Genomic DNA, 17965 nt, shown 5'->3' with positions numbered 1-17965 from the left:
CAGGAATGCGGCGGCTGGGATCAGACCAGCGCGCCGTGACAATGCTTGAACTTCTTGCCGGAACCGCACGGGCACTGTTCATTGCGACCCGGATTGCCCCACGTGCTTTGATCGTTCTCGTCAAAGCCGTTTTCAACCGCTTCAGCCGTTGGGGCGGGCGGTGCGTTGGTCTCTGCGGCGTCTTGAACTTGCTGCTGCTGGGCCGTCATTTGGGCCAGCATCTCTTCACGTTCTTGATCCGTCAGGGGACGAATGCGGGACAACTTGTTCGTCACCTCGGTGCGCAGGCTCTCAAGCATCGTTTCGAAAAGTTGGAACGACTCGTTCTTGTACTCATTCAGCGGGTCACGTTGCGCATAGCCGCGGAATCCGACAACCGACCGCAAATGTTCCAGCGTCAACAGATGCTCCCGCCATTTCCCATCAATGGCTTGCAGGATAAGCTGCTTTTCGATGCTGCGCATGTTCTCTTCGCCGAAAGCTTCGGCCTTCTCCGCCAGCATCTTGTCGCTCGCTTCGATCAGCCGTTCTCGGATCTGCTCATCATCCACGCCCTCTTCTTCGCACCAAGCCATGACGGGCACGTCAATTCCGAGGTTTTCGATCACAGCAGCGTAAAGGCCTTCGGTGTCCCACTGATCTGCATAGCTTTTGGCGGGCATGTGCTCATCGATCAGGTCGTCGATAACCTCATCGCGCATGTCCGATGTAATTTCCGACAGATCCTCGGCTTCCATGATCTCGCGACGCTGGGAAAAGATCACCCGGCGCTGGTCATTCATCACGTCATCGAATTTGAGCAGCTGCTTGCGGATATCGAAGTTGCGTCCTTCGACCTTGGCCTGGGCGCGTTCAAGCGACTTGTTCACCCAAGGGTGCACAATTGCCTCGCCTTCTTCCATGCCAAGGGTCTTGAGCACCTTGTCCAGACGGTCGGACCCAAAGATACGCATCAAGTCATCTTCGAGGCTTAGGTAGAACGAGGTACGGCCAGGGTCACCCTGACGGCCAGATCGGCCGCGCAGCTGGTTGTCGATGCGACGGCTTTCGTGGCGCTCGGACGCCAGAACAAAAAGGCCGCCAGCAGCGAGTACCTTCTGCTTTTCGTCTTCGTGCTCGGCTTCGATCCGCTTGCGCATCTCTTCAGGATCAGCCTCGGGATCGGCGGTGATGGCTTCCAACACTTTCATCTCGACATTGCCGCCCAGCTGAATGTCGGTGCCGCGGCCCGCCATGTTGGTCGCGATGGTCACAGCGCCCAACTTGCCTGCGTCCGCGATAATCTGCGCTTCTTGCTCGTGCTGGCGCGCATTCAGAACGTTGTGCGCAATGCTCTGTGCCTTCAGTGCTTCTGAGAACATCTCGGACTTGTCGATAGACGTGGTGCCAACCAGAACAGGCTGACCTTTTTCATGGGCCGCCTTGATCTCATTGATCATGGCATTGTATTTTTCCTGCCCGGTACGAAAAACCTGATCGTCTTCGTCGACACGGGCGATGGGCCTGTTGGTTGGGACTTCTACCACACCAAGGCCATAGATCGTACCAAACTCTTCTGCTTCGGTGGCAGCCGTGCCTGTCATGCCCGCCAGCTTGTTATAAAGACGGAAATAGTTCTGAAAGGTCACGGATGCGAGCGTCTGGTTCTCGGGCTGGATCTGCACGCCTTCCTTGGCCTCGATAGCTTGGTGCAAACCATCGGACAAGCGGCGACCCGCCATCATGCGGCCTGTGAATTCGTCGATCAGAACGACATCGCCATTGCGCACGATGTAGTCTTTGTCCTTCTGGAACAGCTTGTGCGCGCGTAGGCCCTGGTTGACGTGGTGCACAATTGACGTGCTTTCCGGATCATAGAGCGATGCCTCAGGTTCGATCAGGCCGCGAGCACGGAGTTGCTCTTCCAGGAACTCGTTGCCTTCGTCGGTGAAGGTCACGTTCTTCTGCTTCTCATCGAGGGTAAAGTGATCTTCCTCGATCATCGGAATGATCCCGTCGATGGTCACATACATCTCGGACCGGTCGGCCAGTGGGCCGGAAATGATCAAGGGAGTCCGCGCCTCGTCAATCAGGATACTGTCGACCTCATCCACGATGGCATAGTTGTGGCCGCGCTGGACCATGTCCTCGATCGTGGGCTTCATATTATCGCGCAGATAGTCGAACCCAAGCTCATTGTTGGTGGCATAGGTCACATCACAGGCATATGCGGCGCGCTTGGCGTCCTCGTCCATGCCAGCAATGGCGACGCCAGTGGTCAGCCCAAGAGCGGAGAATACCTTGCCCATCCATTCGGCGTCACGTTGCACAAGATAATCATTCACGGTCACAACGTGCACGCCCTTGCCTGTCAGCGCATTCAGATAAGTTGAAAAGGTCGCGGTCAGAGTTTTGCCCTCACCCGTCTTCTGCTCGGCAATGTTGCCCTGATGCAAAAAGATGGCGCCCAGCAGCTGGGTGTCATATGCACGCAAGCCAAGCGTGCGCTTCGCGGCTTCTCGACAGTTTGCAAAGGCTTCAGACAAAAGGTCATCCAGATCCTCGCCCCCCATGGCCCGTTCGGCCAACACTTGGGTCTTGTCCTTCAGCCCTTCGTCGCTCAGCGCCTCGAATTCAGGCTCCAGCGCATTGATCTTTTCGACCAGCGGACGCGCTCCCTTGACCTTGCGATCATTGGGTGTGCCAAACACCTTCTTGGTGAGAGTTCCGAAACCGAGCATGCGTTCTCCAGCCGATCAATTCATGTTGCGCAGCAATTGCTTGCCGGGCGCGCGCCAAGCCCATAAATACGGTGGGCGAAAACCGGCCCGGGCCGCGTCCATAGGGCGATGTAAGGGTCACGCGAAACCGTGTCAATGCGCGCCTCCGGTGAGGCGCCAAAGCCCAAGGACTGTTCCATGAAAAAACGTTTCTTTTCCCTGCCCGCGCTTGGTCTGGTCGCCGCCATGGCGTTGCCAGCTGCCGCACAGGATGCAGACACGGTTGTCGCAACTGTCAACGGCACAGATATCACTGTCGGTCACATGATCGTGGCACGCGCATCTTTGCCACAGCAATTCCAACAATTGCCCAACGACGTGCTGTTCAACGGTATCCTGGAACAGCTGATCAACCAGACCCTTCTGTCACAGGCATTCGATGGCGAGCTGCCGAAGCGCACCGAACTTCAGATCGAGAATGAAACACGGTCCCTGACTGCCGGAGAAGAGTTGGAAAGCCTGTTTCAAGAACGACTGACCGACCAGGCGATCCAGTCCGCCTATGACGCCAAGTACGAAGGCGTAAAACCACAAGAAGAGTACAACGCCTCGCACATCCTCGTGGAAACCGAGGAAGAGGCCAAGGCCATCAAGGCGGAGATCGAAGGCGGTGCCGACTTTGCCGCGACTGCCCGCGACAAATCAACTGGTCCATCAGGTCCAAATGGTGGTGAATTGGGCTGGTTTGGCAGCGGCGCTATGGTGCCAAGCTTTGAGGCTGCAGTTATCGCGCTGGAAGTGGGCGAGGTATCGGATCCTGTGCAAACACAGTTTGGCTGGCACGTGATTATTCTGAATGAAACCCGCACCCCCGATGCGCCTACTCTGGATGACGTCCGCGAGGAGCTGACAGAGGAAGTACGCGGCACCACCGTTGAAACCTATGTGGCCGAATTGATTTCCGGTGCGCAGATCGATCAATCGGGTGCGGCCGAGGTTGATCCTTCCGTTCTGTCTGACCTGACGCTGGTGGAATAATACATGGCTGGGGCACTGCCGCGGTCGCCGCTGGCACCCGACCGTTTTCCTGACCTGCCGGCGATTGACGGAGTGACATTTGCAGCCGCAGCTGCAGGTGTGCGCTATGCCGGACGGCTCGACGTGATGCTTGCGATATGCGCTCCGGGCACCAAGGTAGCCGGGGTTTTTACAAAATCAGCAACGCGGGCGGCCCCGGTTTTGGACTGCCAGACAAAGCTTGGGCAACCCAGTACCGCGGGTGCGGCCATTCTGGTGAATGCGGGGAACGCAAATGCATTTACCGGCAGAAATGGGACGGACGCTGTAAACGCTTTGGTTGATGCGACAGCCAAGGCGGCGGATGTTCCGGCAAACCGCGTCTTTACCGCGTCCACCGGGGTCATTGGTGAGCTGCTGCCCCATGACAGGATCACGGCACATCTGTCCGATCTGGTTGCAAATCAATCACCCGGTACGATCGTCGACGCTGCCGCTGCCATAATGACGACAGACACCTATGCAAAGGGTGCCACGCAAACGGTCAAGGTTGGTGGAAAGGCCGTGAACATTGCAGGCATAGCCAAGGGAAGCGGCATGATCGCCCCCGATATGGCGACAATGCTGGTCTATATCTTTACGGATGCGCAGATCACGCAGGAGGATTTGCAAGGCTTGGTTGGCACCACCTGTGATCGGACCTTCAACTGTGTCACGGTGGATAGCGACACCTCGACCTCAGACAGCCTACTCGTTGCAGCTACCGGCGCAAGCGGTGCGGATGTGACCGGCAATGCGGACTTTGCAGACGCCCTTTATGCCGTGATGCTGGATCTGGCGCACCAGGTTGTCCGTGACGGCGAGGGGGCAACAAAGTTCGTGGAAATTGAAGTGACTGGATGCACAGACGATGGTGTGGCCCGGACCCACGGCCTATCCATTGCCAATTCACCGCTCGTCAAAACCGCCATCGCAGGCGAGGATCCTAATTGGGGCCGGGTCGTGATGGCTGTTGGCAAGTCTGGCGCGCCCGCGGATCGGGACACGCTGTCGATCTGGTTTGGTGACACGCTGGTGGCGGAAGACGGGTGGGTCAGCCCAACATACCAAGAGGAAGAAGCAGCGGAACATATGAAGGGCGACCACATCCGTATCCGTATCGATTGCGGCATGGGCGCAGGAAAAGCCACGGTTTGGACCTGCGATTTGACACATGGTTACATAGACATCAACGCGGACTACCGATCGTGAAGACGGTTCTTGTTTCCGCAGTTGCGCTTATTGACGTGGATGGGCGCGTGCTGCTGGCCCAGCGCCCTGAGGGAAAATCGATGGCAGGGTTGTGGGAGTTTCCGGGCGGCAAGGTCGAACCCGGAGAGACGCCCGAAGCTGCCCTGATCCGCGAATTGCAAGAAGAGCTGGGAATTGACACCTGGCAGTCCTGCCTGGCGCCCCTCACTTTCGCCAGTCACAGCTACGACGATTTCCATCTATTGATGCCACTTTTTGCCTGCCGGAAGTGGGACGGCGCACCCCAATCGCGTGAAGGACAAGCACTGAAATGGGTCCGTCCAAGGGACTTGCGAGATTATCCGATGCCCGCAGCAGACCTGCCATTAATCCCCATTCTACGGGATTGGTTGTAAAAACCCGTAAAAATGTTCCGAAACTGCTAAAGAAAGTGACGTTTTCGTGACATTGTTGATGACATATTAACCTTCGTACTTATAGTTGAAGCACAACTTTCTTTTTGGGGAGGAAAGTCATGCTACGCACGATTGCCATGGGCAGCGCCATTCTTATCCAGGGGATCTATGTCAGAACCCTTCCGGATGGGCGGGTGACTGTCAGAGTTGACGGGGCTCATTACTCCGGCACTCCGGTTTCGCAAGCTGCTTAACGCGACGATCTGAAAAAAAGGGGACGGTGCAAAACACCGTCCCCTTTTTCTTGCTTGAAAAGCGAATTGCTTAGTCGAGCGTCCGCGTAATCTCTTCCCGTTCGAAGATCTCGATCACGTCTTGCGGGCGGATATCGTCGTAATTCTCGAATACCATACCGCATTCCTGACCCGACTGAACCTCAGCCACTTCATCCTTGAAGCGTTTCAGCGTTTTCAGCGTACCTTCGTGGATCACCACGTTGTCGCGCAGCAGACGGACACCAGCAGACCGACGCGCCACGCCTTCGGTGACCAGACAGCCCGCAACCTTGCCGACGCCAGATACCTTGAACACTTCCTTGATCTCGGCATAGCCGATGAAGTTCTCGCGGATCTCTGCACTCAGCAGGCCGGAAGCGGCAGCCTTCACATCGTCCACAAGGTCATAGATGACCGAGTAGTAGCGAATTTCGACGCCCTTCTGGTTTGCCGTGTTCCTGGCCGATGCGTTTGCACGCACGTTGAAGCCCATGATCGGTGCACCAGACGCTTCGGCCAAACCAACGTCGGTTTCTGTGATGGCGCCAACACCCGAGTGCAGCACGCGCACGCGCACCTCGTCGTTGCCGATCTTTTCCATCGCCTGAACGATGGCCTCGGCAGACCCCTGCACATCCGCTTTGACCAAAATTGGCAGTTCGCTGACATTCTCATCCGCCTTGGCATTTGCCATAAGCTGTTCGAGTGTCGTTGCCGCGCCAGCGGCCGCACGTTTGTCTTTGGCCGCTTTTTCGCGATACTCGGCGATCTCACGCGCCTGCGCTTCAGTCTCGGTCACGTTCAGAACGTCGCCCGCTTCGGGTGTACCGTTCAAGCCAAGCACCTCGACAGGCACCGACGGACCCGCCTCTTTTACGCGCTCACCTTGGTCATTGATCAAGGCACGGACTTTACCGTACTGCTCACCCACAACAAAGATATCACCCTGACGCAGTGTCCCGGTCTGAACCAAAACGGTGGCGACTGGGCCGCGGCCCACATCAAGTTGCGCCTCAATCACGGCACCTTGGGCGGCACGATCAGGGTTGGCTTTCAGTTCCAAGATCTCGGCCTGAAGCGCGATGGCTTCCAGCAGTTCGTCCAGACCCTTGCCGGTGATTGCGGACACTTCGACGTCCTGAACCTCACCCGACATTTTCTCGACAATCACTTCGTGTTGCAGAAGGTCGGTACGGACCTTGTCCGGATTCGCCTCGGGCTTGTCGCACTTGTTGATCGCCACAATCATCGGCACTTCGGCGGCCTTGGCGTGGTTGATCGCCTCAATGGTCTGCGGCATCACGGCGTCGTCCGCCGCAACAACCAGAACCACGATATCCGTCACCTGCGCACCGCGTGACCGCATCGATGTAAAGGCCGCGTGGCCCGGTGTATCGAGGAAGGACAGTACCGCACCACCATCGGTTTTCACCTGATAGGCACCGATGTGCTGTGTAATGCCACCGGCTTCGCCAGCAACAACCTTGGCGTCACGGATCGCATCCAGAAGCGAGGTTTTGCCGTGGTCCACGTGACCCATGATGGTGATGACTGGCGGACGGCCTTGCAGGTCCTCGTCGCTGTCCTCAATCTCCTTGATCACGTCCTCAACGTCGGCATCGGACACGCGCTGAACTTTGTGGCCGAACTCTTCGATGATCAGCTCGGCAGTGTCAGCGTCAATAGTCTGGTTCTGGGTGACCATCATGCCATTGTTCATCAGCGCCTTGACGACATCGCCCACACGTTCGGCCATACGATTGGCCAGTTCAGACACAACGATGGCTTCCGGCAAGGCGACGGTGCGCATGACCTTTTCGCGTTCAACCGAACCACCCATGGCTTTCTGGCGGGCACGTTCTTGCTTGCGCTTCATTGCGGCCATGGACCGCTGACGACCACCATCACCAGACAGCGCCTGGTTCAAGGTCAGTTTGCCCGAGCGGCGCCCACCGTCGTCACCACGGCCCCTGTTGTTGGGGCGCTGATCACGGTCACGATCCGTCTTGCGCGGAGTCGCAGCAGGTTGAGCCTGGCGCTGCGCAGGTTTCGGCGTCTCGGCCGGGGCAGCGGCAGCAGCCTGAGCAGCAGCCGCGGCTTCAGCCACCTTACGTTTTTCTTCTTCTTCCTTGGCCTTGAGGGCCTGCTCGCGCTCGCGTTCAGCCTGCTCTTTGGCTTCTGCTTCGGCACGGCGACGTTCGCGTTCGGCCTCGCGGGCCTTTTCCTCGGCCTCACGCTTGGCAGCTTCTTCTACCTCGCGAGCCTTGGCGGCCTGCACAGCCTTCAGACGACGATCCATCTCTGCATCCGAAATACCGGCAGGGCGACGGCTGGGGTCACCACCAGCACCACCACCGGCGCCAGCAGGCTTGGCGGCACCCGGCTTGGGCACCACAACGCGCTTGCGTTTGGTCTCGACGACGACGTTCTTGGTCCGCCCGTGGCTGAAACTCTGTTTCACATTGCCCGGACGCGCGCCGCTGCGCAGACCCAGTGTCTTTTTCCCGTCAGTATCGCTCATAAAGCTCGTCTATCCTTCCCGGCGGCCCTTGCCGCCGTCATATTCGCGCACGCCGCGTAAACGGTTGGCTTCCTCTACAACACGTTTTGTGAGTCCACCAGAGGCGAGCGCCCCATGTATCACAGTTTGGCGTCCGAATGCCAAACCCAACTCATCCGCCGTCAGCCAGCCGATATACGTTCCGAAATGCGGCGTACTCAGCTTGGACTTGCCACGGCCCGAACCATCCGACGCCTGGATCAGAACCAGTGCTTCTTCTATCTGAAGCATGTTCTTGACCTTCTCGTACCCGGCCACTGCGCTGCCCGACTTCCGGGACAAAGCAATCAAATCAACAACACGCCGCGCCAATTGGCGTTCAACTTCATCCACCAAATCTTCAGGCACTTGCACGGGTTGCTTAGCCCCCCGCGCAAACAGCTTCTTTTGCACTGCCTTCTCAAGTGTCGCCCGATCCGCCGCAACATAAATGCCACGCCCGGGCAATTTGCCCGCAATGTCCGGCACAATCTGGGCATCGGGACCCACGACAAAGCGGATCAACCCATATTTGGGTTGCACCTCGCCCGTGGCAATGCACTTGCGCTCCGGTCCATCCGACCGATCCTTTGAGGCGCCACCGCGACCCATCAGGCTCACCCGAGGCCTGAAATCAGGCCTCGGCCTCCTCGGTTGTTTCTTCGCCGTCTTCTTCCGCTTCTTCGGCTTCCAGTTCGGCGGGATCGACCCAACCCAGCAAAATACGGGCTGTCATGACCAATTGCTGAGCCTCTTCCAAAGACACTTCGAAAGGTTCCAAGACACCATCGTCCTTATGACGTTCGCCATCGACAGTTGTCCAGCCACCGGCCAGTTCCCAGTCTGCGCATGTCGCGAAATCTTCAAGAGTTTTGACGTCGTCCTTGGCGAGCGCCTCTACCATTTGGGGTGTGAGCCCATCGAATTCAATAAGGCTGTCCTCGGCGCCCATGGACCGGGCATTGTCCAACGCTGCCTTGGCCTGCGCTTCCAACACGTCACGTGCGCGGGCCTGCAGTTCTTCTGCAGTGCCATCGTCCACACCATCGATGACCAGCAGTTCGTCCAGCTCAACGTAAGCGACCTCTTCAAGGTTCGTGAACCCTTCAGACACCAACAGCTGTGCAAAGAACTCATCCAGATCGAGCGTGTCCATGAACAGCTTGGTGCGCTGTTCAAACTCGGCCTGACGACGCGCCGATTCCTCGGCCTCGGTCATGATGTCGATGTCAAGATTGGTCAGCTGGCTGGCCAAACGCACGTTCTGACCACGGCGGCCAATGGCCAGCGACAATTGTTCCTCGGGAACAACCACTTCGATCTTGCCAGCCTCTTCGTCCAGAACGACCTTGCTCACCTCAGCAGGTTGCAACGCGTTCACAAGGAAGGTGGGCTGATCCTCATTCCACGGAATGATGTCGATCTTTTCGCCCTGCAGCTCGTTCACAACAGCCTGCACACGGCTACCACGCATACCAACGCAGGCACCGACAGGATCGATAGAGTTGTCATAGGAGATGACAGCGATCTTCGCGCGCGAACCGGGGTCGCGGGCTACGGCCTTGATCTCGATGATGCCGTCATAAATCTCTGGCACTTCCATCTTGAACAGCTCGGCCATGAACTCGGGCGCTGTGCGGCTCAGGAAAATCTGCGGGCCGCGCTGCTCGCGGCGCACATCCTTGATGTAGCAGCGGATACGATCATTGGGGCGGTATGATTCGCGGCCGATCTTTTCGTTGCGGCGCAGGATGGCTTCACCGGCACCCACATCGACGATGACGTTGCCGTATTCCTCGCGCTTGACCAGCGCGTTGATGATGGTGCCCGCACGATCCTTGAATTCTTCGAACTGACGGTCACGCTCGGCTTCACGCACCTTTTGCAGGATCACCTGCTTGGCAGATTGCGCGGCGATGCGGCCCATCTCGACCGGGGGGACTTCCTCGACAAAGGTATCACCGACGGCGGGGTTTTCCATGTATTGCTTCGCCTGGTCGATGGTGAACTCGGCTTGGTAGTTTTCCAGCTCTTCTTCCTCGACCACGGTGCGGACGCGGGTGAAGGTCGCCTTGCCAGTCTTGCGGTCGATGGACACACGAATGTCCATTTCTGCGCCGTAGCGGGACTTGGCGGCACGGGCGAGCGATTCTTCCATCGCCTCGACCACCAAACCTGGGTCGATCATCTTTTCGCGCGCAACAGCTTCTGCGGTTTGCAGCAGCTCAAGCTGGTTTGCAGATGTAATGGCCATCAGCTTTCCTCCTCTGACCCTTCGGTCTGAATCTCGTCAAAATTGTCTTCGTTCAACACGCCCGCAGCTTTGCGCTGGCGCAGCATTTCCTTGATCAGCTCATCCGTCAGGACCAGCTTGGCATCGCTCAGCCAATCGAACTTGAGGCCGATGGTGATCTCTTCGCCGTTCCCGCCACCCGGGACGTTGATCAGCACCTCGTCATCCTCGACACCTGCCAGCACACCCTTGAAGCGGCGGCGTCCGTCGATCAGCTCGTCTGTTTCCAGTTTCGCGTCGTAGCCTTCGAACATGTCGAAGTCCTTGAGCCGTGTCAGCGGGCGATCGATGCCGGGCGACGATACTTCGAGCGTGTAGGCGTCCAAAATCGGATCCTCGACATCCAGTGTCGCGCTGACCGCTGTAGAGATCGCACCGCAATCGTCGACCTCAATACCGCCATCGGGCTTGTCGGCCATGATCTGCAACGTCGTTTCCTTGCCGCTCATCAGCCGAATGCGCACCAATTCATAACCCAGATCCTCGATCACCGGAGTGATGATCTCGGCCAATCTGCGGTCGATAGCTGCTTTGGCGATCAGGTCGTTGGTCATAGTGTCCAAGCACAAAAAAACGGGCGCGCGGCCCGTTGATGTTTCCCGGTGGAGCGTCGGGTTTGGACCCCAGCGCGCCGCTGTTGAAAGGCATATACGCATGAGGGGGTGAGTCTGCAAGCCCCTCAGGACATCCACCACCGCTCGGCCATGCGCAGGTTGTCCAGCGGCCAGGATTTTCCAACCGCGACGGGCACCGTGACCGACCGACTGGCGATGTGTGTCGCGACATGTGCATTGGGCAATATCTGGAAATCACGGGGGTCTGCATAGTCATCCAAAACAACCACGTCCGCCACATCGACCAGCCCATCCCGCAGCGCTTCGCCGCGCACCTTGTCAGCGCTGAATTGAACAAACTCCACGCTGTCGAACCAACCTGCGTTCTGCTTCCAGTGGTTTCTCACCCGAGTGCCAATGAAGTGGCGGCCCTCATCAAGTTTCTGGACTTCGTACATTCCAGTTCCCGTGGCACCGCGCACCTCGAACCCCGGCTGCGCCAGCAGATAGGGCAGGCTCGGGTTGGGCGCATCCAAAGTAATCTGAAGGGTCAGCGGGTCCAACACCTCAATATTCCAGATCAAACCCGACACGGCGGCCGCATCAAAGGCAGTGCCATCGTGGAATGTTACACCGTCACGCAGGCCGAACCGCCAAACGCGGGCATCTGCATCAGACGACCAGTCTGTCGCCAACTCACCGCGCAGGGTCCCATCGGCTGCAACCTCGGTCAGGTTGTCGAACAAGGTCGCCGTGACGGCCTGATCGAACAATTCCGGCGACAAGGCCGCCCGCAACCGCCCACCCCGCCGGGGCAGCGCAGACGCACCGGTTGCTGCCAGCAAAGCTGCAGCAGCACCTGATGCAAAGAGCGCACGGCGGTCGATCCGGGTCATTTTCCTGCAATCCTGTCCATGGTGCGCACCAGTTCAGCCGAAATCCCCGGCTCAGACAAGGCATGACCCGCATTTCGAACCATTTTCAACTCGCCCAGTGGCCAGGCCTGCGCCAAAGCGTAGGCACTGTCGGGTGGACAAATCATGTCATAGCGACCCTGAACGATCGTACCGGGAATGTGCTTGATCCGCCCTACATGGGCGAGGATCTGACCATCGAATTCAAGAAAGCCTGCGTTGGTGAAATAGTGATTCTCGAGCCGGGCAAACGCACGCGCATAGTCCCCGGGCGCTTCGCCTCCGGATCCGGACGAATGGATCGACGCCAGCACGTTCTCCCATGCGGACCACGCACGGGCATAGCGCGTTTCCAGCGCGACATCCCCCGAAAACAGCCGCCGGTGATAGGCCCCGATCAGATCACCTCGTTCGTCTTCGGGGATCAGCCCCTCGAAGCGGGCCCAGACCTCGGGCCAGAACTTGCCGGCCCCGCCGCCGTAAAACCAATCTAACTCGGCCTGCGTCATCAGGAACACGCCGCGCAGAATTAGGTTACGGACGCGCGCGGGGTATGCCTCGGCATAGATCAGGGCAAGCGTCGCACCCCAGCTCCCGCCAAAGACGATCCATGCATCTATATCCAGTGTTTTGCGAATCAGTTCGATATCATCGACCAGATGCCAGGTCGTGTTGTTCATAACCGACGCATGCGGACGGGACCGGCCGCAACCACGCTGATCAAACAGAATGACACGGTAGTGCTCGGGGTCGAAATATCGCCGCATCGCTGGGCTGCACCCACCGCCCGGACCGCCATGCAGGACCACGACAGGCACACCGTCCGGGTTGCCGCATTGTTCGACATAGATACGGTGCCCTTGCCCGACCTCAAGCATCCGTTGGTCGTAAGGGTCCATGGGCGGGTACAGATATTGCACCGCACGCTTTTGATCGCTGTGTTTGTCCATTACTGACCTACATAGGGCTTGAGAGCCACATGAGCATACGGAGACGCAAATGCAAACGCATCAAACCACCGTTGACCCATCGGAAATCGCAAAATTTGAAGCGATGGCAGCGGAATGGTGGGATCCAAATGGAAAATTCAAACCACTGCATATGCTGAACCCGTGCCGGTTGGACTATATCACGACGCAGATCGCTGCAGAGTTTGATCGGGACCTGACCAGCCAAAAAGCGTTCGAGGGTTTGCGGATTCTGGATATTGGCTGCGGCGGCGGGCTGCTGTCAGAACCCATGGCACGTTTGGGGGCTGAGGTTGTGGGCGCGGATGCCGCCGAACGGAACATCCCTGTGGCGCAAGTGCACGCCGAACAATCGGGCCTGAACATCGACTACCGCCACACCACGGCCGAAGACATGGCCGCCGCCGGAGAACAGTTCGACGCTGTTCTGAATATGGAGGTTGTCGAACATGTAGCGGACCCGCTCAGCTACCTGACCGCCTGCCGTCAGCTGTTGAAGCCGGGCGGGCTGCACATCTGCTCGACCATCAATCGGAATCCCAAATCCTACCTCATGGCCATCATCGGGGCCGAACACGTCATGCGGTGGCTGCCCAAGGGCACACATGAATGGAACAAGTTCATCACCCCGGACGAACTCTTTGATCTGATGCGTGACGCGGGTCTTGATCCGGTGGACCGCAAGGGCTTCATCTTCAATCCCCTTACATGGGGTTGGAGGCTGTCGGACACAGATCTGAGCGTGAACTACGTCACGGCTAGCCTTAATCCGACTTAGGTTTGTTGGACATCTGCTCGCGCAGCTGCCGCAGAATGGGCAGCGTGGCGCGCACGCTGTCCTCACCCAGCTTGTCGATGACCTCACCCACCATGGGGGCAATTGCGCTAAGCGCCTGATCACGCGCGCGGCGCCCTGCGGGACTGATGGCAATCATCTTGCGCCGGGCATCATCCCAATCTGGACGAATATGGATGTACCCTGACCATTCCAGACGGCTGAGGGTGTTGGTCATAGCCCCCCGGGTGACATTGAATGTCTCGGCCAGTTGGGCAGGACTGCGTTCGCCTTCATGCCAAGTCAGGTGGTTCAGAACAGAAAAATGGGAAATCTCCATCCCCTTGGGCAACACGCGGCTTAGGCGGTTACGGACCATCTGGTCCGCCGCCAACACCTCGCTGAACAGCGAAATGGCAAGTGCGTTTTTTTCCGTGCTCATGCGCCATTAGGGGCCTTTGAAGGAACGCGCGTTGTCCCGTGAGGGGATACGGCGGCGCGCCTCGGCCACCTTTTCCAAGTCTAGATCAAAGACATAAATGCCGGGCGCCGTGCCTGCGTCAAGTACGACCTCGCCCCAAGGATCAACGACGAGGCTGTGCCCGTACGTGTCGCGGGTCTTGTGAACCGCACTGGAATGCGTGCCTGTCTGGGCGGGGGCCAGCACCCAAGCGCCACCTTCAATCGCGCGGGCCCGCAGCAAACTGTGCCAATGGGCCGCACCGGTGACTAGCGAAAAGGCAGCCGGAAAGGTCAGGATCTGCGCACCCGCGGTGACCAACGCATCGGCCAATCTGGGAAAACGCATGTCGTAGCAAATGGCCATACCCACTGCACCAAAGTCGGTTTGGGCCAATACAGCACGGTCACCAGGTTGGTATCCTGCCGACTCACGATATGTCTCGGAATTGTTGATCGCGACGTCGAACATGTGAATCTTATCGTACTGCGCGACAATGTCCCCGCGGGGACAAATCAGGAAGGAACGGTTTAACAACCGTTTGTCTTTCGCATCACTCTTGAGCCCGAGCGATCCGATCAGACTGTGTACACCGTTTTGCTTGGCAAGATCACGCAGCGCGGCAAGGGTTGGATCATCATCCTGATGGTGCAGCACATCATGCTGATGCATTCGGCTCGTGCTGACGCAGTTCGTGACCTCGGGGGTCAGGATAAACTCGGCACCCATATCGATAGCCTGCTGCACCATTTGCACTGTCCGGGGCAGGTTCGCCACCGGATCGTCAGATACATTCAGCTGCAGCAGAGCCGTTTTCATTTATGCAGCAAGCAGCGGATCAAGCTTGCCTTCGCGCTCAAGCGCATAGAGGTCGTCGCAACCACCCACATGGGTATCACCGATAAAAATCTGGGGCACGGTCCGGCCACCATTGGCACGTTGGATCATCTCGGTCTTGCGTTTCGGTTGTGCAAGCACATTCACTTCGGAAAAGGCCACGCCCTTTTCATTCAGCAACCGCTTAGCCGCATGGCAGAAGCCGCACAGGGGCGACGTGTAGATTTCGACAGCTTTCATGGCGCAGATCCTTTTCGCGCAAATTCTGAGTTGCGGCGTATTTAGGCATCTTTGGCGACCCGCGCCAGTACAGCCACGCACACCTCTGTTGCACCTGCTGCACGGCACGCGTCAGTACAGGCCGCAAGTGTGGCGCCCGTGGTCATCACGTCATCGATCAGAATGACTGGTCTGTTGATGACGCGGTGGCGGCGACGCGTTGTGACTCGGATCGCACCATCCAGTATGTCCGCCCTTTCACCTTTGGTCTTACCATCGAGGGACGGGGTGCGACGTGGCCGTTCGAGAAGATCGGGACATGCCTCAAGTCCGGTCATGACTGATAGATGCGTGGCAATCAGGGCGGCTTGGTTGTAGCGCCGCTTGACCAGTCGCATCCAATGCAAAGGCACCGGCGCTATCAGGGCATTGGCCGCTGCCATGTCTGTCACCGCCTGCCGCATCCACCCTGCGGCGGGCTTGGCGATTTCCTGACGATCCCCGTGCTTGAGTTGCAGAACCAGTTTGCGACCCATTCCGGTATAGATCAGTGCTGCACGCCCATGTTTCCAAGGCTTTGGCGCGCGGAGGCAGGCATCGCAATGCACCACCTCATCAGGCGCAGAGCCGGGTAAGGGCGTGCTACAACTGTCGCACACCGTCCCGCCCACAAAAGCGGTTTGACCCCAACACCCACCACAGAGCCCGAGGTCGCTGTCCACCATCTCGCCACAACCCAGACAGCGCGGGGGATAGATCGCGGTCAGTGCCGTTTGTAAAAGTTCCATGCCTGTCCTACCTATGCCGCCATGACGCAGCCCACACCTTTGACCGACTTGCAGGCGCTTGCCCGCAACCGCGCCCGCGCCGACGGCTCTTCCCTTTTCCTGCAGGAAGCTGCGCGGGATGAGATCAAGGATCGGGTGGCGATGGTTAACAAATCCTTTTCATCAACCGGAATTGTGGCTGCATTTCCTGAGCTGTGGCATAGGCACATCGAAGGGGCACAGATCGTGGATGAGGCAGAGACCCTGCCGTTGTCACAAGGTAAACACGATTTGGTGATACATAGCCTTGGCCTGCATTGGGCGAACGATCCTGTCGGACAGCTGATTCAATGTCGCCGCGCGTTGTGCGCGGACGGGCTATTGCTGGCCGTGGCCTTGGGTGGGCAAACACTGCATGAATTGCAGGCCTGTCTGGCCGAAGCAGAGATTGCCGAAACGGGTGGTCTGTCTCCTCGCGTGGCTCCAATGGCTGAAGTCCGCGACCTTGGCGCACTCTTGCAACGCGCCGGATTCGCGTTGCCGGTGGCAGATACCGTTCCGCTGCGCGTCCAATATCAATCCATATGGCATCTGATGCACGATTTGCGGGCAATGGGTGAAACCAACGCGCTGACATCACGGTCAAGGCTGCCGACCCGCGCCAACATCCTGAAACGTGCCGCAGACATCTATGCTGCGACCTTTCCCGGGGATGATTCCGGTGTTATCGCCACGTTTGAATTGATTGTTCTGACAGGGTGGGCGCCCGATGACAGCCAGCAAAAACCGCTGCGCCCGGGGTCGGCGCGGGCCAGGCTGGCAGACGCATTGCGGACGGACGAAACGTCGCTGCCAGATTGACGTGCAGGCAAAACCGTTTATCTGAGGCCCATTGCAAAGCAGGATATGACCCAGATGCTTGATACCAGCAAAACCGCGACCCGCCCGGCCCATGCGGCGGACGATCACCCGGCGGTCCCGCCGGCGCGTGTAGGCATCCTGCTTGCCAACCTTGGGACGCCTGACAACTATGACTACTGGTCGATGCGTCGCTATCTGGGAGAATTCCTGTCGGACAAACGCGTTATCGACTACAGCCCCTGGATCTGGCAACCATTGTTGCAACTGATCATCCTGACCAAACGTCCGTTTTCATCGGGTGCAGCATACAAGTCGATCTGGAACGAAAAGGCGGGTGAAAGCCCCCTGATGACGATCACCAAAGATCAAACGACCAAGATCAAGGACGCCATGCATGCCCAGTATGGCGATCAGGTCATGGTCGATTTCTGCATGCGCTACGGCAACCCTTCGACCAAGTCTAAAGTACGCGAGATGGTAGAGGCGGGTTGCCAGAAGATCCTGTTCTTCCCGCTTTACCCCCACTACGCCGGGGCGACATCAGCGACGGCGAACGACCAGTTCTTTCGCGCGCTGATGGAGGAAAAGTGGCAGCCAACAACGCGGACGGTGCAGCCCTATTTTGAGCACCCCAAGTATATTGAGGCATTGACGCAATCCATTGAACGGGCCTATGGCAGTCTGGAAACGCGCCCGGATATTCTGGTCTGCAGTTATCACGGTGTCCCGTTACGCTACCTTATGGAGGGCGACCCCTATCACTGTCAGTGCCAAAAAACGACACGACTGCTAAAGGAACGTCTGGGTTGGGACGGCACCGAGATCACGACGACCTTTCAATCCAAATTCGGCCCGGAAGAGTGGCTGAAACCCTATACGGTGGAGGAGGTTGCGCGACTGGCTGAAGCGGGCAAGAAAAGCATTGCCGTATGCGCCCCTGCGTTTTCAGCCGATTGCATCGAAACGCTCGAAGAAATCAACGAAGAGATCAAGGAAAGCTTTGAAGAGGCCGGGGGCGAGACGTTTACGTATATTCCATGCCTGAACGACGACGACGCACATATTGAAGCGTTGGGCGCGGTAATTCAGGAAAACCTGCGCGGCTGGCTGGATTAGTTTCTTAATTTGCCAAAGAAAAAAG

General features: G+C 58.0%; 18 protein-coding genes. 7 read left to right on the top strand and 11 right to left on the bottom strand.

Going from position 1 to position 17965, the window contains the following annotated elements:
- Positions 1-20: 20 nt before the first annotated feature.
- Positions 21-2720 carry a preprotein translocase subunit SecA gene (gene secA / locus Q1A75_RS02335; RefSeq protein WP_299548041.1) on the bottom strand — a complete coding sequence of 900 codons (2700 nt, stop codon included), beginning with the start codon at positions 2718-2720 and terminating at the stop codon, positions 21-23.
- A gap of 177 nt (positions 2721-2897) precedes the next feature.
- On the opposite strand from secA, the gene Q1A75_RS02330 reads away from it, so the two are divergent.
- The 4 genes from Q1A75_RS02330 to Q1A75_RS02315 all read left to right on the top strand — a co-directional run bounded on the left by Q1A75_RS02330 (position 2898) and on the right by Q1A75_RS02315 (position 5616).
- On the top strand, positions 2898-3737 hold the full coding sequence (locus Q1A75_RS02330) for a peptidylprolyl isomerase (protein ID WP_299548038.1): 840 nt from the start codon (positions 2898-2900) through the stop codon (positions 3735-3737).
- A 3-nt stretch (positions 3738-3740) separates the two neighbouring features.
- Positions 3741-4967: a bifunctional glutamate N-acetyltransferase/amino-acid acetyltransferase ArgJ gene (gene argJ / locus Q1A75_RS02325; protein WP_299548035.1), complete on the top strand. Its 1227-nt coding sequence runs from the start codon at positions 3741-3743 to the stop codon at positions 4965-4967.
- Positions 4964-5362, top strand: coding sequence for an 8-oxo-dGTP diphosphatase MutT (gene mutT, locus Q1A75_RS02320; protein WP_299548032.1), 399 nt, complete (start codon positions 4964-4966; stop codon positions 5360-5362). Before argJ ends, mutT begins: the two co-directional genes overlap by 4 nt.
- Before the next feature lie 119 nt (positions 5363-5481).
- The gene (locus Q1A75_RS02315) at positions 5482-5616 is read left to right on the top strand and encodes a hypothetical protein (protein WP_299548029.1); all 135 of its coding nucleotides are present in this window, start codon (positions 5482-5484) and stop codon (positions 5614-5616) included.
- Between the two features lie 70 nt (positions 5617-5686).
- Here the strand turns inward: Q1A75_RS02315 and infB are convergent, their stop codons facing one another.
- The 6 genes from infB to pip form a co-directional block, all read right to left on the bottom strand.
- Complete coding sequence (gene infB, locus Q1A75_RS02310; RefSeq protein WP_299548025.1) at positions 5687-8158, bottom strand: translation initiation factor IF-2; 2472 nt, start codon at positions 8156-8158, stop codon at positions 5687-5689.
- A gap of 9 nt (positions 8159-8167) precedes the next feature.
- On the bottom strand, positions 8168-8788 hold the full coding sequence (locus Q1A75_RS02305; RefSeq protein WP_299548022.1) for an RNA-binding protein: 621 nt from the start codon (positions 8786-8788) through the stop codon (positions 8168-8170).
- A gap of 22 nt (positions 8789-8810) precedes the next feature.
- Positions 8811-10430: a transcription termination factor NusA gene (nusA, locus tag Q1A75_RS02300; protein ID WP_299548019.1), complete on the bottom strand. Its 1620-nt coding sequence runs from the start codon at positions 10428-10430 to the stop codon at positions 8811-8813.
- A complete protein-coding gene (gene rimP / locus Q1A75_RS02295; protein WP_299203203.1) occupies positions 10430-11023 on the bottom strand; it encodes a ribosome maturation factor RimP in 594 nt (197 codons plus the stop codon). The genes nusA and rimP overlap by 1 nt, the downstream gene beginning before the upstream one ends.
- Before the next feature lie 125 nt (positions 11024-11148).
- On the bottom strand, positions 11149-11919 hold the full coding sequence (locus Q1A75_RS02290; protein ID WP_299548016.1) for an ABC transporter substrate-binding protein: 771 nt from the start codon (positions 11917-11919) through the stop codon (positions 11149-11151).
- Complete coding sequence (gene pip, locus Q1A75_RS02285; protein WP_299548014.1) at positions 11916-12887, bottom strand: prolyl aminopeptidase; 972 nt, start codon at positions 12885-12887, stop codon at positions 11916-11918. Before pip ends, Q1A75_RS02290 begins: the two co-directional genes overlap by 4 nt.
- A gap of 49 nt (positions 12888-12936) precedes the next feature.
- On the opposite strand from pip, the gene ubiG reads away from it, so the two are divergent.
- Positions 12937-13683, top strand: a complete 747-nt coding sequence (gene ubiG / locus Q1A75_RS02280) for a bifunctional 2-polyprenyl-6-hydroxyphenol methylase/3-demethylubiquinol 3-O-methyltransferase UbiG (protein WP_299548011.1) — start codon at positions 12937-12939, stop codon at positions 13681-13683.
- Here ubiG and Q1A75_RS02275 read toward each other — a convergent pair.
- From Q1A75_RS02275 to Q1A75_RS02260, 4 genes are read right to left on the bottom strand one after another with little or no spacing between them, the layout of a single operon-like run.
- Positions 13670-14122 carry a MarR family transcriptional regulator gene (locus Q1A75_RS02275; RefSeq protein WP_299548008.1) on the bottom strand — a complete coding sequence of 151 codons (453 nt, stop codon included), beginning with the start codon at positions 14120-14122 and terminating at the stop codon, positions 13670-13672. The two genes, ubiG and Q1A75_RS02275, sit on opposite strands and share 14 nt — an antisense overlap.
- A 6-nt stretch (positions 14123-14128) precedes the next feature.
- On the bottom strand, positions 14129-14959 hold the full coding sequence (locus Q1A75_RS02270; RefSeq protein WP_299548005.1) for a carbon-nitrogen hydrolase family protein: 831 nt from the start codon (positions 14957-14959) through the stop codon (positions 14129-14131).
- Positions 14960-15217: a glutaredoxin 3 gene (gene grxC, locus Q1A75_RS02265; RefSeq protein ID WP_299548003.1), complete on the bottom strand. Its 258-nt coding sequence runs from the start codon at positions 15215-15217 to the stop codon at positions 14960-14962.
- A gap of 41 nt (positions 15218-15258) precedes the next feature.
- Positions 15259-15984 (bottom strand): ComF family protein, encoded by a 726-nt coding sequence (locus Q1A75_RS02260; RefSeq protein WP_299548001.1) that lies wholly within the window; start codon positions 15982-15984, stop codon positions 15259-15261.
- Between the two features lie 21 nt (positions 15985-16005).
- On the opposite strand from Q1A75_RS02260, the gene Q1A75_RS02255 reads away from it, so the two are divergent.
- Together Q1A75_RS02255 and hemH are read left to right on the top strand one after the other, a co-directional pair.
- Positions 16006-16824 (top strand): methyltransferase domain-containing protein, encoded by an 819-nt coding sequence (locus tag Q1A75_RS02255; RefSeq protein WP_299547999.1) that lies wholly within the window; start codon positions 16006-16008, stop codon positions 16822-16824.
- A gap of 54 nt (positions 16825-16878) precedes the next feature.
- Positions 16879-17940, top strand: a complete 1062-nt coding sequence (gene hemH, locus Q1A75_RS02250; protein WP_299548179.1) for a ferrochelatase — start codon at positions 16879-16881, stop codon at positions 17938-17940.
- The last annotated feature ends 25 nt before the right edge of the window (positions 17941-17965 follow it).

Source organism: uncultured Tateyamaria sp., assembly GCF_947504105.1.
Classification (GTDB): domain Bacteria; phylum Pseudomonadota; class Alphaproteobacteria; order Rhodobacterales; family Rhodobacteraceae; genus Tateyamaria.
Note: the sequence above shows the minus strand (reverse complement) of the source record. Positions and strands in the feature narration are given on the sequence as shown.

Bases quoted from the DNA above. Each gene is read 5' to 3' on its own strand.
- secA (WP_299548041.1), bottom strand. From the start codon at position 2,720: ATGCTCGGTTTCGGAACTCTCACCAAGAAGGTGTTTGGCACACCCAAT.
- Q1A75_RS02330 (WP_299548038.1), top strand. From the start codon at position 2,898: ATGAAAAAACGTTTCTTTTCCCTGCCCGCGCTTGGTCTGGTCGCCGCC.
- argJ (WP_299548035.1), top strand. From the start codon at position 3,741: ATGGCTGGGGCACTGCCGCGGTCGCCGCTGGCACCCGACCGTTTTCCT.
- Q1A75_RS02315 (WP_299548029.1), top strand. From the start codon at position 5,482: ATGCTACGCACGATTGCCATGGGCAGCGCCATTCTTATCCAGGGGATC.
- infB (WP_299548025.1), bottom strand. From the start codon at position 8,158: ATGAGCGATACTGACGGGAAAAAGACACTGGGTCTGCGCAGCGGCGCG.
- Q1A75_RS02305 (WP_299548022.1), bottom strand. From the start codon at position 8,788: ATGGGTCGCGGTGGCGCCTCAAAGGATCGGTCGGATGGACCGGAGCGC.
- nusA (WP_299548019.1), bottom strand. From the start codon at position 10,430: ATGGCCATTACATCTGCAAACCAGCTTGAGCTGCTGCAAACCGCAGAA.
- rimP (WP_299203203.1), bottom strand. From the start codon at position 11,023: ATGACCAACGACCTGATCGCCAAAGCAGCTATCGACCGCAGATTGGCC.
- Q1A75_RS02290 (WP_299548016.1), bottom strand. From the start codon at position 11,919: ATGACCCGGATCGACCGCCGTGCGCTCTTTGCATCAGGTGCTGCTGCA.
- pip (WP_299548014.1), bottom strand. From the start codon at position 12,887: ATGGACAAACACAGCGATCAAAAGCGTGCGGTGCAATATCTGTACCCG.
- ubiG (WP_299548011.1), top strand. From the start codon at position 12,937: ATGCAAACGCATCAAACCACCGTTGACCCATCGGAAATCGCAAAATTT.
- Q1A75_RS02275 (WP_299548008.1), bottom strand. From the start codon at position 14,122: ATGAGCACGGAAAAAAACGCACTTGCCATTTCGCTGTTCAGCGAGGTG.
- Q1A75_RS02270 (WP_299548005.1), bottom strand. From the start codon at position 14,959: ATGAAAACGGCTCTGCTGCAGCTGAATGTATCTGACGATCCGGTGGCG.
- grxC (WP_299548003.1), bottom strand. From the start codon at position 15,217: ATGAAAGCTGTCGAAATCTACACGTCGCCCCTGTGCGGCTTCTGCCAT.
- Q1A75_RS02260 (WP_299548001.1), bottom strand. From the start codon at position 15,984: ATGGAACTTTTACAAACGGCACTGACCGCGATCTATCCCCCGCGCTGT.
- Q1A75_RS02255 (WP_299547999.1), top strand. From the start codon at position 16,006: ATGACGCAGCCCACACCTTTGACCGACTTGCAGGCGCTTGCCCGCAAC.
- hemH (WP_299548179.1), top strand. From the start codon at position 16,879: ATGCTTGATACCAGCAAAACCGCGACCCGCCCGGCCCATGCGGCGGAC.